Source organism: Flavobacterium sp. UBA7680 (assembly GCF_002482975.1).
Taxonomy (GTDB): domain Bacteria; phylum Bacteroidota; class Bacteroidia; order Flavobacteriales; family Flavobacteriaceae; genus Flavobacterium.
The window spans coordinates 1-15,647 of the sequence record NZ_DLHA01000050.1 but is presented as its reverse complement, the minus strand read 5'-3'; the positions used below and the strand labels follow the sequence as shown (position 1 = coordinate 15,647).

Genomic DNA, 15,647 nt, shown 5'->3' with positions numbered 1-15,647 from the left:
GATTAGTATTCTATATATTGTTTATTTCTTCGACATTTTTTCAGCCATTAATAAAGCGTTATAAGCATTTACCATTTTTGCTGTTTTTGATGATTCTGCAGAAGAAACTGCAACTGGTTTTTCATTTGGATTTTTGCTTTCGCCAAGAACAACTGTTGCTGGAAGTGCAACACCAGAATCCATTAAAATTTTCTTAACCTGAGAAGCTTTTAATTTTGGATAATAAGAACGAATCAATGCTGCAACACCCGCTGCATTTGGAGACGCCATTGAAGTTCCCTGCAAGTATTTGTATTTGTTGTTTGGAACAGTTGCATAGATTTCTTCACCCGGAGCAAAAACGTCTACATTTATTTTTCCGAAGTTTGAAAATCCTGCCACAACAGTTTCTCCATATTGTTTATTAATTGCTCCAATTGTGATTACGTTATCAGCAAATTCTTTGATATTGTCCTGAGAATCGTTTGGATAATTGATGTTTTTTGTTTCGTCAATATTGTAACCATCGTTACCTGCTGCGTGAACAATTAAAACATCTTTTTTTGCTGCATATTTAATAGCATCGTAAACCCATTGTTTATGCGGAGAAAAACTTTTTCCGAAACTTCCGTTGATTACTTTTGCACCGTTATCAACGGCATAACGAATTGCCAGAGCGATATCTTTATCGTATTCATCTCCATCAGGAACTGCTCTTACCGTTAAAATTTCTACATTGTTTGCTACTCCGTCTCCACCTAAATTATTGCCGCGAACTTGTGCAATGATTCCGGCAACGTGAGTTCCATGAAGTGCTTTTTCTTTATCCGGACCAAAAACAATATTATTTCCATAATGGTTGTTTTTAATGTCTTCCGGATTATCGCCTACTACTTTTCTTCCGTCAAATTCTTTGTTTAAGTTGTAGTTTAATTGATCGTAAACTTGTTCTCTGTATTCTTCAAAATCAGCTTCAGGATCAAAAGTTGGACCTGCGTTTGTGAAAATGCGAGTCATTATTTCTTTATCTCTCAAGACTTTTGAATCTGTAGAAGTAATTGCTGCTAAATCTTCAACTTTATATGTTGTTTTATTAAGCTCTTTTTTGATTGTTGAATGAACATCAAGTAAAAAATCTACTTGTTCTTTGTCTTTTAAAGCTTCTTCATATTTTTTTGTATATTGTTCTAAAGCTTGTTTGTATTCTGCAGAACCGTCATCTTTCTTTTTAATGATACGGGTCATTTCAAGATTTTCGGCAACAGCATTTCCAAGGAAATTCCATCCGTGAACATCATCAATAAATCCGTTTTTATCATCGTCGATTCCGTTTCCTGGAATTTCTTTTGGATTAGTCCAAATCATTCCTTTAAGATCTTCGTGCTCAATATCAACACCAGAATCTACAATTCCTACAATAACTTTTTTTCCTGTTTTACCCTGAAGTAATTCGGCGTAAGCCTTATCAACACTCATTCCCGGGATAGAATCTTTTATTAAATCAAGATGACTCCATCTTTTTAATTCATTTTCACTAACCGGAGCTTTTTTTACAACTGATAAAGGCGCTGTAATAAATTCTTTAGAAGTTGAAACTTGCGCTTGTAAAGTTGCGCTGCAACCTGCTAAAACAAGTAATGCAAAAGCAGATAATTTGAGAGGTTTTATATGACTCATGTATCTAGAATATAATTGTAAAGTTAAAAGATGCGCCTAAATTATGCTTTTTTGTTACAATATGCCAACCATTAACACCTATTTGTGAATATTCAGATAAAAATTATAAAAAAAAACCGAGTTTTTAAACTCGGCTTTAACTAAAGAATTAAAATCATCCTCTGACTTCTTGATAATATAATATAAGATATGCGTCTTCAGGACTAACATCATATGTTATTCTCTTTTGTGCTGGTCCTCCAATTCCTCCATTAACTTCTTTTAGTTGATTTTGTTCAAGTGTTACTACACCTAATTCATTTGCATTTTCGATAAAATCATTTAAATTCATAATAATCAATTTTTATTTTCACCTACTCATTAGCTTTTCGGTTTCCGCTATTTCGCTAATATATAAAATAAAACCTACAAAAAATATAATTATATACGATTTTTTCTACAATTATTAAGTTTAAGCAAAAAAATATTTTTGTTTAATACGGTTTCCCGTAATAAAATCTAAAATGATTATTGTATCATTGTGCTATCAAACATTTAGCTATGCCTATGAAAACAAAACTACTTTTACTACTATTCTTTTCTTACTTATCAATAAATGCACAATGCTGGAAAACAGCAGCTGCAGGATACAGTCATACCGTTGGCGTAAGAACAGACGGTACATTGTGGATATGGGGAGCTAATGATCAAGGACAATTAGGTAACAGCACACCTGCAAGCGTAAATATTCCCACAAAGATGGGAACGGCTAGTGATTGGAAAACAGTAGCTGCGGGCTGGGCTCATACCGTTGCCCTAAAAACAGATGGCTCTTTATGGGCCTGGGGATATGGTGGTTTAGGACAAATAGGAAATGGCTCATTTACTACCAATTTTAACGCTCCACAACAAATAGGGACATTAAAAAATTGGCAAACAATAGTAGCAGGACATGGTCATACAGTTGCTTTAAAAACGGATGGTACTTTATGGGCTTGGGGAAATAATTTTTCCGGGCAATTAGGAAATGGCAGCACTCTTGATAAAAACATTCCGACGCAAGTAGGAACAGATAACAATTGGCAAAATGTAGCAGCAGGAATGCTTCATACCGTTGCCTTGAAAAAAGATGGTACTCTATGGACGTGGGGGAAAAATACTTTAGGAGCATTAGGAGATGGTACTACAACAAACAGCCGTGTACCAAAACAAATAGGAACAGCAACCAATTGGAAAACAATAGCTGCGGGAAGTGATCATACAATTGCTATAAAAACAGATGGTAGTTTATGGATTTGGGGTGATAATACCTATGGTGCATTAGGAGATGGTACTACAATAACTAAAAATGTTCCAACACAAATTGGTACATCAACAGATTGGAAAACTGTAAACGGAGGAGTAAAATATACAATTGCTGTAAAAACAGATGGGTCTTTATGGGCTTGGGGTTATAATGCTGATGGCGAATTCGGAAATGGTACAAAAATCAATAGTCTTATTCCGGTGCAAATAGGTACGGAAAAAAATTGGCAAATGATTGATGGAGGTTCTATTCATACAATTGCCATGAAAACAGATGAAAGCTTATGGGTTTGGGGAGGCAATTCCTTAGGTCAACTGGGTGACGGTACATCTACGGATAAAAATATTCCGACTCTTTTAAATTGTGTGGGTTCATTGACTGTAAAGACATCTCAAATTAACATAACCTGTTCAGGCGATGTAGGTGGTTCAGCTTCGATAACTGATGTTTCAGGCGGTACAGCACCATATACATATCTTTGGTCTAATGGAAAAACAACCAGCTCGATTACAGGATTGACCGCTGGAAATTACACATGTAAGATAACAGATGCTGCTTCATTATCCATCACAAAAAGTATAGATATTACACAGACATCATCTCTTATTTTATTAGCTACAATCACAAATACATGTAACAGCAATAATGGAACTCTGACCTTGACGGCGAATGGAGGAACACTACCATATCAATATTCTATTTCATCTTCTACTTATCAATCTTCAAATGTATTTACTGGTTTATCAGCAGGAATCTACCAGGTTATAGTAAGGGACAGTAACGGGTGTTTAGTTACAAATACTGTAAATATCAGCGAAGAAAGTACACCGCCACCAACCGCAAGTGCACAAATATTTGATGAAGGGGCAACCGTTGCCGATTTAGTCGCCAGCGGCACAAACATTAAGTGGTATGCTGATCCTGTATCTTCTAATGTGTTAAGTTTATCAACTGTTTTACAAACAGGTACATATTATGCATCGCAAACAATTAACGGATGTGAAAGCTCTTCAAGATTAGCAATATCTATAACTATTAAGCCAATTCAGATTGATGATAAAATACCTACAAATGGTCTGATCGCTTATTATCCTTTTAGTGGTAACGCAAATGATGTGAGCGGTAATAAATCACACGGAGGTGTTTATAATGCCGCTTTAACAACAGATAGATTTGGAAATATCAATAGTGCTTACAACTTTAATGGTCTCACCGACTATATCGGTGCAACTATACCGAATATTCCTCAAGGCAATTCTCCAAGAACGATTTCTGGTTGGTTTAAAACAGATAATGCTTTCGCTGATCCAAATAAATCTGAAACTTGTATTTTTAATTATGGTGCATTAGAAAATTTACAACGACTTTCTCTCTCAATTTACAGTAAAGGTTATCTTAATATTACTACGGGACCAAATTTTTCAAGTAATGATTTTTACCTAAATAATTTTAATTATTCTGATGATAGTTGGTACTTTTTTACTCTTACTTATGATGGAACTAAACTTTCGATATATGTAAATGGGAAATTTGTAGATCAAAAAGCTGTTAATTTAAATAATGTTGGGAATATCTTTAGAATAGGACAAAGGATACCTGATACCGTAAACCAAGCATTTAAAGGAAAAATTGATGATGTTGGTATTTGGAATCGTGTTTTGAGTCAGGAAGAAATTTCAGCTATGTATAACCCTGGTGAACAGCTTGCTTATACTTTAATTCCAGATCCGAGTTTTGAACAAAAATTGATCAATTTGAAATTAGATCGTTTTCCAATTGATGGAAAAGTTCTTACTTCTAATATTAACACCATAACTTCCTTAGACGTTAGTAAAAGTAGTATTTCAGATTTAACAGGAATACAAGACTTCGTATCATTAACTAATTTGAATTGCAGTCAAAATAGTCTGAAAGCATTAAACGTAAGTAAAAATACTGCTTTGACTGTTTTAGATTGTAACAACAACCAGATTACATATTTAGATGTAAGTAATAATCTTGCCTTAACTGACTTAGTTTGCTACTCAAATAAATTAACCTCTTTGGATGTTAAAAAAAATACAGCTTTAACAAAATTAGATTCTGGTTCAAACCAATATACTGCTTTGGATGTAAGCAATAATACTGCGTTAACATTTTTGGGATGTAATACCAGTCAATTAACCAGTTTAGATGTAAGTAAGAATACCGCTTTAAATCTTCTGGATTGTCGTGAAAATAAAATAACCACCTTGGATGTTTCTAAAATCACTGCATTAACAGAGTTGTATTGTCAGTCTAATCAATTAACAAATTTGGATATAAGCAAAAATAAAGTTTTAGAATTTTTAAATTGTTCAAAAAATCAGCTAACTACTTTGGATGTTAGCGTAAATACTGCTTTAGTCGGTTTATATTCTAATTCTAATCAATTAACGAGTCTAAATTTGAAGAATGCAAACAATGATAAATTTGCATATCTAAATCTTACAAACAATCCTAATTTAACTTGTATTCAGGTTGATGATATTGCTTATTCAAATGCAAACTGGGCAGCTAAAAAAGATGCCGGCGCAAGCTTCAATACGAATTGTGCGCAAAAATATACATTAATACCAGACCCTAATTTTGAAAAAGCATTAATATTAAATGGTTTGGACTCTGGTGCTGTTGATGGAAAAGTGCTTACTTCAAATATTTCTAACGTAACTGATTTGTTTATTAGCTCAAAATCAATTAGTAATTTGTCAGGAATTCAGGATTTTACATCTCTGGTAAATTTAGATGTTGATAATAACCAATTAACGAATATTGATGTTTCTAAAAATACAAGTTTAAACTTTTTATCTGTTGGCGATAATCAGATAACAACTTTGGATGTTTCTAACAATACAAATTTAACAGACTTGTATTTTCATAATAACCAAGTTTCAAGTATAGATCTTTCTAAAAATATAACATTACAAATGTTGAATTTTACTGGAAATAATGTTACAGATCTTGATGTGTCTAAAAATATTTATTTATCACACTTATATTGTGGCTCTAATCAATTAAGCTCTTTAGATATTTCTAAAAATACATTTTTAACCAATTTATCATGTGAGCATAATCAAATAACCAGTTTAGATCTTTCAAAAAACATATTATTAAACGGTTTATATTGCAACAGCAACCAGTTAACAAGTCTGAATGTTTCTAAAAATACTGATTTAGTAAGAATAGAATGTGACTCTAATAAATTAAAAGCGTTAGATACTTCTAAAAACCTTAATTTGAGCGGCTTGAATTGTAGTTCTAATTTATTGACAAATCTTGATATTTCTAAAAATACGGTTTTAAATTATCTAAGATGTTCTTCTAATCAATTAACAAGTCTTAATTTAAAAAATGGCAACAATGCCAACTTTACAAAGATGGACAATAATTTGAAAAACAACCCTAATTTAACTTGTATCCAGGTTGACAATATTAATTTTTCAAATACAAATTGGTCAGTTGCAAAAGATAATACTGCATCTTTTAATACCTTATGCGAAACACCCGAAATTATCTTAATACCTGATTCTAAATTTGAACAAAAATTAATAGATTTAGGAATTGATACAGATGGTCTTAATGGTAAAATATTTGTTACAGACATAAGCGCTGTTACTTCTTTAGACCTTTCAAATAGTAATATAACTGATTTGACCGGAATTGAAGCTTTTACCAATTTAACATTTTTAGACTGCAGTAACAACAACTTAACTCTTTTAGATTTAAGTAAAAACTTGAAATTAGAGATTTTAAATGCCTCTATAAATCAAATTAGTAATTTAGATTTCTCTAACAATATAAATCTTAAGGTAATATATCTTGTTTCAAATCCTTTAACTTCTTTAAATGTCAAAAATGGAAATAACACAAACTTTATTCTTGCTTCAGACACTGGTAAAAAAGCAGGCAGTTTGGGCACAAGCTTTTTAGGAATTTCATCTTTAAGCTGTATCAAAGTTGACAATGCTGCGTATGCAAATGCAAATTGGTCTAAGATTAAGGAAACCACTACCGTTTATTCTGAAACTTGTACATTAGGGCTTGAAGATTCTGTATTTAGCAAAGCAGTAATTTATCCAAACCCAACAAAAGGGGAAGTGAATATTAAAAATGTAAACTTAGAAAAAGCGAATGTTTACAATTCACTAGGTCAATTAGTAAGATCGTTTAACTTAAATGCTGCCGATGTAAATCATTCAATCAATCTAAGTGGCTTACCAAAAGGTGTTTACTATGTTTATTTAATCAATCAAGACGCTACTTCGGCTAAAAAAGTAATCGTCGAATAATATTTCACTTTAGTTAAACTAAAAATCCCATTTTCAATTTAATGAAAATGGGATTTTATTTTATTAAAGATATATGGTGCTTTTACGGAAAGACGTAAAGAAATCTCGCTTATATTTTATACCCTTGTACTATAATAATTAATCAGCCTATGAAAACAAAACTACTTTTACTGCTATTTTTAGCAAATTTTTCTATTTATGCACAAACCAATTTAGTCCCAAACGGGGGATTTGAAAACTGGACCGGAGGAACGCCTGATAACTGGGCCATTTCTAATACTGTTGCTTCAAGCCCTGATGCTGCAACTGGACAGTATAGTGCAAAATTATCTTTTACCACTGCTTCTGCAAAAATTATTGCCCAGGTACCAATGAAAGCCGGCATTACCTATACTGTAAAATATAAGTACAAATACCTTAGCAGTAATTACGGTGGTGATCATCCTATTTCGCTAAAAATTTCTAAAGATGGAAGTGCGACAAGTATGTCAGGCAGCTCTTTTGCATCTAACAATTCATGGACACAAAAAGAAACAACTTTTACACCTGATTCGGATCTTTCTTATGACCTGTCAATTTCCATGTTTAGTTTTGACAGTGCTGTTTTTGATATTTTAATTGATGATGTTGAGGTCTACACAGATGCTGTTCCTGAAAAATACACCCAAATTCCGGACCTTGCTTTTGAAAACAAATTAATCAGTCTGGGTATTGATTCGGGTGCTCCAGATGGTCAGGTTTTGACTTCAAAAGTGGCTTCTTTAACTTCTTTGAATGTTAGTAACAGTTCTATTACCAACCTTACCGGAATTGAAGATTTTATTGCTTTAGATTATTTGTATTGTTACGACAATCGATTAACTCAATTAAACATATCTAAAAACAGCAAACTAACCATTTTATCTTGTGGCAATAATCTATTAACAACATTGAATCTTGCTAATAATCCGCTCTTAATTACTCTGCAATGTGCAAATAATAAATTAGCCGCGCTTGATCTTTCTAACAATACTGCACTTAAAACTATTGATTGCAACCACAATGAGCTTACAAGCATAGATGTTTCTAAACAATTAATGTTGGAAAGTCTAAACTGCACCCATAATAGTCTTAAAACTCTAGAATTATTCTCTAATTTGAAATTAGATCTTTTATGGTGTAGTAACAATTTGTTAAAAAGTCTCGATCTGAGTAAAAACAATAAATTGACTGTAATGACCGCCCATACTAATTTGTTAACTTATTTGAATATACAAAACGGAGCAAACTATTTATTTAATCCGAATGCCAATTACGCAACCTTTTACGGTAATTACCTAGAATGCATTCAGGTAGATAATGTAGAAGATGCAAATAAACGTTGGTCTCAAGTAAAAGATCCGATGGCGAGTTTTAGCACAGATTGCAAAGCATATACTTTAATTCCTGATGTCAATTTTGAAAAAAAACTGTATGCTCTTGGAATTGACAGAGATGGTATAAATGGAAAAGTTCTAACTTCAAATATTTCTTCTTTAACAACCTTAAATATCTATGCGAGTTCTATTGCTGATTTGACAGGAATTCAGGATTTTATCGCTTTGAAGAGTTTAGATTGTTCTGATAATCAAATTACTACTTTAGATCTTTCAAAGAATACAAAATTAACTAGTTTAAGATGCAACCAGAATAAATTAACCGCTCTTGACGTATCCAATAATTTAGATCTACAAGATTTGACTTTATCTTATAATAAATTGACAACTATTGATATTTCTAAAAATTTAGCACTTACTACTTTATGGGCATACAACAATAACTTTACGAATTTGGATGTTTCGAGCAATTTGGCGTTGAAATACTTATATTGTAATGAAAATCAAATAACAACAATTAATTTATCTAAAAATATAGCATTAAACTCATTATCTATTTCCTCTAATCAATTGACAAATTTAGATCTATCAGCTAATATAAATTTAAATACATTGGCCTGCGATCGTAATTTATTAACTGGTTTAGATCTTAAGAAAAATACCGCATTAACTTTATTAAACTGTATTTACAATAAGCTGACTTGTATTCTGGTTGCTGATGTAGATTATGCCTTTAAAAACTGGAGTATTACAAGAGACAAAACGGCAAGTCTTACTACAGATTGTAATGCAACAACATCAATTCCGGACGTTAACTTTGAAACTAAATTAATCAGTTTAGGAATCGACTCTGGAACTCCTGACGGAAAAGTTTTAACCATAAATATTGCTCCTTTAACTTCTTTAGACGTTACAGATTCTTCTATCAAAGACTTAACAGGAATTGAAGCATTTAGAGAATTAACAGTACTGACTGCAAGTAAGAATCAATTAACAACATTAAATCTTTCTTCAAATAAAAGCTTGTTTTCAGTAAACTTACGCGAAAACAAATTGAAAAATATAAACATTCAGTCAAATGTTTCATTACGCGGTCTAGGTGTAAGCAAAAACGAATTAACAACTTTAGATGTAAGTCAAAACATCAATTTAACTAGTTTAAATGCAGATAATAATCAATTAACTTCATTAGATTTATCCAAAAACCTACAACTAAATAATGCAGTAGTTTTCAATAATCAATTAACCACATTAGATTTATCTAAAAATAATGCCCTGGTTTTTGTTCTCTGTAGCGGTAATAAACTAACGAGTTTAAATCTAAAAAATGCTCCTAATCTAACTAATTTAAGTTGTCATGAAAACCTATTGACTTCGTTAGATGTTTCAGCCAACATTAATTTAACAGACTTTACTTGTTATAGAAATGCTTTAACAAGTCTGGATGTTACAAAGAATACTAAATTAGGTTTTATAGATTGTTCTTATAACAAAATTACGGCTCTTGATATTTCAAAAAATATAAATTTGTATACCTTTTATTCTGATACAAATCAATTGACATCTTTAGATGTATCAAAAAACACATTGCTTAACAACTTAAGTATTGCCGATAATTCTTTGACCACCATTGATGTTTCAAAAAATACGGAATTGAATATTTTTTACTGTTATTCCAATTCGTTAACAAGCGTTGATATTTCTAACAATACGAAAATAACTCGTTTACAGGTCGATCTAAATAAACTAACTTCATTGAATCTAAAAAACGGAAATAACACTATTTTCGATCGCAAGTATACAAATTTCAACAATAATCCAAATTTAACTTGCATCATAGTTGATGACGTTGCTTATTCTAATGCAAATTGGAAAAACCTAAAAGATGCTACTGCATTTTATGCTGCAAATTCAAATTGTACTTTAGGTCTTGAAACTTCGATTTTTGATAAAGTCGCTGTTTATCCAAATCCAACAAAAGGTGTTTTAAACATTCAAAATGTTAGTTTAGAAAAAGCAGACGTTTATAATGTATTAGGACAACTTGTAAAATCAGTTAAATTAAATTCTGGTAATACAGACAATACAATTAATTTATCTGGTCTGCCAAAAGGAGTTTACTACGTTTACTTAATTAATCAGGACGCTGCTTCTGCTAAAAAAGTAATCCTCGAATAATTTCACTTTAGTTAATAAAAAATCCCATTTTCATTAAGTTGAAAATGGGATTTTTTTATGTTTTTAGAAGATATCTTCGCAAGTAAAAACCTCTTTTAGTCTCACGCCTTTTTCTGTATGTTCGACTGTTATAATTTGATTGTGAGCATCGTGTTCCAAAAAAAGATAATAATTATTATCTGCCGCAGCATTTAAAAATTTAGCTTTTTCCGGCATTGTCAACAAAGGTCTTGTATCGTAACCCATAACATATGGAAGCGGAAGATGTCCGGCTGTTGCCAATAAATCGGCACAAAAAACTATCGTTTTATCCTGATATTGAATATGCGGAATCATTTGTTTTTCGGTATGACCATCTGCATAGAAAATTCCGAAACCTAATTCATTTGAAAAACCAAAATCACTTTCCGGTCTTTCAACAAAATTCAATTGTCCGCTTTCCTGCATTGGGATAATATTTTCTGTTAAGAAAGAAGCTTTTTCACGAGGATTAGGTTTTGTTGCCCAATTCCAATGATTTTCATTTGTCCAGAATTTTGCATTTTTAAAAGCCGGCTCATAAAAAGTTTTATCAGAATTCCATTGAACACTTCCTCCGCAATGATCAAAATGTAAATGTGTCATAAAAACGTCCGTAACATCATCTCGGTGAAAACCATATTTTGACAAAGATTTATCAATAGAATGTGATCCCCAAAGTGAATAATATCCAAAGAATTTCTCTGATTGCTTATCTCCCATTCCGGTATCAATCAAAATCAGGCGTTTTCCATCTTCAATAAGTAAACAGCGCGCTGCGATATCAATAAGGTTATTTTCGTCGGCCGGATTGGTTTTATTCCAAATAGTTTTAGGAACAACGCCAAACATAGCGCCGCCATCTAATTTAAAATTTCCGGATTCTATAGGGTAAAGTTTCATAAGAGTACATTTCTAATATTGAAAACAAAGCTAGGAAATCCAATCTCCTTTTGCTAATAATGTTTCTCCTATAGATGTAATTTGACCACGGATTTTACAGATGTAACTGATTTCCGCTGTATTTTTATTCCTGACAAAAAGTAACCTTGTCGAGTTTCGATCAATAAAATTCTGTGTAAACCCGTTAAATCAGTAAAATTCGTGGGCTAAAAAAATACTTTTATTCCAAAGTAATTGAAGCACTTCCCATTATTTCCTGCTTGTCGAAGAAGTTGACAAAGTAAGTTCCTTTTTTAAACGGATTTTCATCAGAATTTAAAATTCCGTAAAGGTTTAAAGATTTTCCCTGAAAATCTGCTGCCACAATAAAACTGTAAACCAAAGCTTTATCGTTGCCAAATTCTATTAATTTATTTTCGCCCAAAACAGTATTTTTTTGGTCTAAAACCTGAATATAAAATACTCTTTTTCCTGTTTTAGCAACCGCATTTCCGTTAACCGAAAAACTTACTTTTAGTTTATTCGTGCTTTTTGCCCTATCTGTTTCCTGCTCTTTTCCCGATTTTTTTTCACGAAGAGCAATTACTTTAAAATTACTTAAAGCCAGTTTAGAAGCATCTTTTATAGTTGATTCTAACTTTTTCTGTTTTAAAATTAAAGTATCATTTTCTGCCTTTTGTTTGTACATAACAACATTCTGAGACTCAATTTCAGTAAGCAGGCTTTTATTTTGCGATTTAAGGCTTTTTATTTCTGCAATTTTAGAGGCTAATGCTGTCTGCATATCTGAAAGCTGTTTTCTAAAAATTTGAATTTGATTATTCGAAGGATTTTCAGATGCTTTTATAATTTCCATTAAATTTTCGACATTCTTCTTTTCAAATGCCAATTGCTGCGAAAGAGCCGTTTTTTCTAAAATTGCAACATCATATTCTAATTTCAAAACATTTAAAGAATCAAGAATACTTTTTTGGGCAATATATTCCTTATTGTTATTGACAAGTTTAATTTTTTTATTGCTTGCTTCTTCCTTGTCTGCCTCGTCTTTTAGTTCTTTACTGAATATATAAAAAGTAGCACCTATTCCAAAAATAAAGAATATTGCTAAAAGTGCCCTGATCCATTCGTTTGTGTAATTTTTCTTCATCATTCATCACAATTTATTGCAAAAATACCATTATTTTATTCGACTAAACAAGTAGAAATACGGTTTTTTCGCTTATTTACAATAACTTAAAACACAGTAAACCAGTATTTTACAGAATCATCTGACTTTTCGTTCAAAAACAAAATCCCTTGTAAAATAAAAGTCACTCAATAAAGAGCTTTTATGCCAAAATAACTTCTGTCTATTTTAACATTTGTTATAATAATGTGAACCGTTATGGAAAAAGGTTTTTAAGTCGTATCTTTGCAGACAATTTCATTTGAACGTTGAAATTGGCATTTAAATTTTATGTAATAAATTGATTACTATTTAAATGCAGATTAAAATGATCTTTTAAAAACAAATACCATAAACAATGATAAAGGTTTCTGATACAGCCAAAAAGAAAATCATCGACTTGATGACAGATGATGGTTTTGACGCCGCAAGCGACTACGTAAGAGTAGGCGTAAAAAGTGGTGGATGCTCTGGTTTGTCTTATGATTTAAAGTTTGACAAAACAAAGGGCGAAGATGACAAAATATTCGTAGACAATGATATACAAATTGCAGTTGAAAAAAAATCATTCCTATACCTTGCCGGTACAATTTTAGAATTTTCTGGCGGATTAAACGGAAAAGGATTCGTTTTCAATAATCCAAATGCAAGCAGAACTTGTGGCTGCGGCGAATCATTCTCTCTTTAGTCAAAAGCCGAAAGTCGTAAAGTCATAAAGACTAAATTGACTTCAAACTTTAGACTTTAAAACTATTAGACAACAAAAAAATAATGAGCAAATACACAGAAGACGATTTAAAAATCGAACTCGAAACCAAAGAATATGAATACGGATTTTATACTAATATAGAATCTGAGACTTTCCCTATTGGCTTAAACGAAGAAATTGTAAGAGCTATTTCGCTTAAAAAAGAAGAACCAGAATGGATGACCGAATGGCGCATCGAGGCTTTTCGCGCATGGAAAGAAATGATTGAACCAGAATGGGCAAACGTACGTTACGAAAAACCAGATTTTCAGGCAATTTCTTATTATTCAGCTCCAAAACAAGTAGATCCTAACAAAACTTTGGATGATGTTGATCCAGAATTATTAGAGATGTACAAAAAACTTGGAATTTCTGTTGATGAACAAAAAATGATGAACAATGTCGCAATGGATATTGTTGTCGATTCTGTTTCTGTAGCAACGACTTTCAAGAAAACATTGGCCGAAAAAGGAATTATTTTCTGTCCAATTTCTGAAGCTATCAAAGAACATCCTGAATTAGTAAAAAAATATTTAGGAACTGTTGTACCTCAAAAAGACAACTTCTACGCAGCATTAAACTCAGCGGTTTTCTCTGATGGAAGTTTCTGTTATATTCCAAAAGGCGTTCGCTGCCCAATGGAACTTTCAACTTATTTCAGAATCAATCAAGCAGGAACCGGACAATTCGAAAGAACTTTGGTTATTGCAGATGCTGGAAGTTACGTTTCTTATCTTGAAGGATGTACAGCTCCAAGTCGTGACGAAAATCAATTACACGCCGCTGTAGTTGAATTAATTGCTCTTGACGATGCTGAAATTAAATATTCTACCGTTCAAAACTGGTTTCCTGGAAACAAAGAAGGAAAAGGCGGAGTTTACAACTTCGTAACCAAAAGAGGTTTATGCGAAACAAACGCTAAAATTTCTTGGACACAGGTTGAAACTGGTTCTGCTGTAACTTGGAAATATCCTTCTTGTGTACTTAAAGGAGATAATTCGGTTGGAGAATTTTATTCAATCGCTGTTACTAATAATTACCAACAAGCTGATACTGGAACTAAAATGATCCATTTAGGAAAAAACACTAAATCGACTATTATTTCTAAAGGTATTTCGGCTGGTAAATCACAAAACAGTTACCGTGGATTAGTGCAAATTAGCCCAAGAGCTGAGAATGCAAGAAACTTTTCGCAATGTGATTCTCTTTTAATGGGGAACAATTGTGGAGCACATACTTTCCCTTATATCGAAAGTAAAAATCCATCAGCTAAAATAGAGCATGAAGCAACTACAAGTAAAATTGGAGAAGATCAGGTTTTTTATTGTAACCAAAGAGGTATCCCAACTGAAAAAGCGATTGCCTTAATTGTAAATGGTTTCAGTAAAGATGTATTGAACAAACTTCCAATGGAATTTGCGGTTGAAGCTCAAAAATTATTAGAGATTTCTTTAGAAGGTTCTGTAGGATAATTACAAAATGGAAGGTAGAAAAGTAATCATTTTAGGTTCGTCCAGAAAAAACGGAAACACAACCAAAATTGTGGATGAAATTTCTAAAGATACCGGAATAGATGTAATTGATTTAAGTGATTATAATATTTCCTATTATGATTACGAAAGCAAAAACAGAGAAGATGATTTTCTTCCTTTAATAAGAAGAATACTCGAACAATACGACACTTTAATTTTTGCAACGCCAATATATTGGTATAATATGAGTGGAATAATGAAGGTTTTCTTTGATCGTTTTTCGGATTTAATCCGAATTGAAAAAGAAACCGGACGAAAATTGAGAGGAAAGAAAATTGGTGTGATATCCAATTCACACGACGATGAAATTGAAGACAGTTTTTACATTCCGTTCAAAAAATCAGCCGATTATTTAGGCATGGAATATTTAGGACACGCGCATTTTAATGCCAACATTCTAAACCAAACAACAAAAATAGAATTGACATTTATATAAAATAAAAAAAAACAATGTTATCAATAAAAAACCTTCACGCCTCAATTGGTGATAAAGAAATCCT

At 32.0% G+C, this 15,647-nt stretch carries 9 protein-coding genes; 5 read left to right on the top strand and 4 right to left on the bottom strand.

Features of this window, described 5'->3' with window-relative positions; all coding sequences use genetic code 11:
* Positions 1 to 21: 21 nt before the first annotated feature.
* Positions 22 to 1,656 (bottom strand): S8 family peptidase, encoded by a 1,635-nt coding sequence (locus tag B3C18_RS20255; RefSeq protein WP_291150956.1) that lies wholly within the window; start codon positions 1,654 to 1,656, stop codon positions 22 to 24.
* A gap of 154 nt (positions 1,657 to 1,810) precedes the next feature.
* On the bottom strand, positions 1,811 to 1,987 hold the full coding sequence (locus tag B3C18_RS20250; protein WP_291150953.1) for a hypothetical protein: 177 nt from the start codon (positions 1,985 to 1,987) through the stop codon (positions 1,811 to 1,813).
* Positions 1,988 to 2,202: 215 nt separating this feature from the next.
* Here B3C18_RS20250 and B3C18_RS20245 point away from each other — a divergent pair, with 215 nt between their 5' ends.
* Both B3C18_RS20245 and B3C18_RS20240 read left to right on the top strand, forming a co-directional pair.
* Positions 2,203 to 7,248 carry a LamG-like jellyroll fold domain-containing protein gene (locus B3C18_RS20245; RefSeq protein WP_291150950.1) on the top strand — a complete coding sequence of 1,682 codons (5,046 nt, stop codon included), beginning with the start codon at positions 2,203 to 2,205 and terminating at the stop codon, positions 7,246 to 7,248.
* Between the two features lie 149 nt (positions 7,249 to 7,397).
* Positions 7,398 to 10,781: a T9SS type A sorting domain-containing protein gene (locus tag B3C18_RS20240; RefSeq protein ID WP_291150947.1), complete on the top strand. Its 3,384-nt coding sequence runs from the start codon at positions 7,398 to 7,400 to the stop codon at positions 10,779 to 10,781.
* Between the two features lie 63 nt (positions 10,782 to 10,844).
* On the opposite strand, the gene B3C18_RS20235 is transcribed toward B3C18_RS20240, so the two are convergent.
* A complete protein-coding gene (locus B3C18_RS20235; protein ID WP_291150944.1) occupies positions 10,845 to 11,702 on the bottom strand; it encodes an MBL fold metallo-hydrolase in 858 nt (285 codons plus the stop codon).
* A 220-nt stretch (positions 11,703 to 11,922) separates the two neighbouring features.
* Positions 11,923 to 12,852 (bottom strand): hypothetical protein, encoded by a 930-nt coding sequence (locus tag B3C18_RS20230; RefSeq protein WP_291150942.1) that lies wholly within the window; start codon positions 12,850 to 12,852, stop codon positions 11,923 to 11,925.
* Positions 12,853 to 13,225: 373 nt separating this feature from the next.
* Between B3C18_RS20230 and B3C18_RS20225 the strand changes: the two genes are divergently transcribed.
* The 3 genes from B3C18_RS20225 (at position 13,226) to B3C18_RS20215 (ending at position 15,583) form a co-directional block, all read left to right on the top strand.
* Entirely contained in the window at positions 13,226 to 13,555 is a 330-nt protein-coding gene (locus B3C18_RS20225; protein WP_012023267.1) for a HesB/IscA family protein, read from the top strand.
* 83 nt (positions 13,556 to 13,638) lie between these two features.
* A complete protein-coding gene (gene sufB / locus B3C18_RS20220) occupies positions 13,639 to 15,087 on the top strand; it encodes a Fe-S cluster assembly protein SufB (protein WP_129052787.1) in 1,449 nt (482 codons plus the stop codon).
* A 7-nt stretch (positions 15,088 to 15,094) separates the two neighbouring features.
* A complete protein-coding gene (locus tag B3C18_RS20215) occupies positions 15,095 to 15,583 on the top strand; it encodes a flavodoxin family protein (RefSeq protein WP_291150936.1) in 489 nt (162 codons plus the stop codon).
* Positions 15,584 to 15,647: the final 64 nt, after the last annotated feature.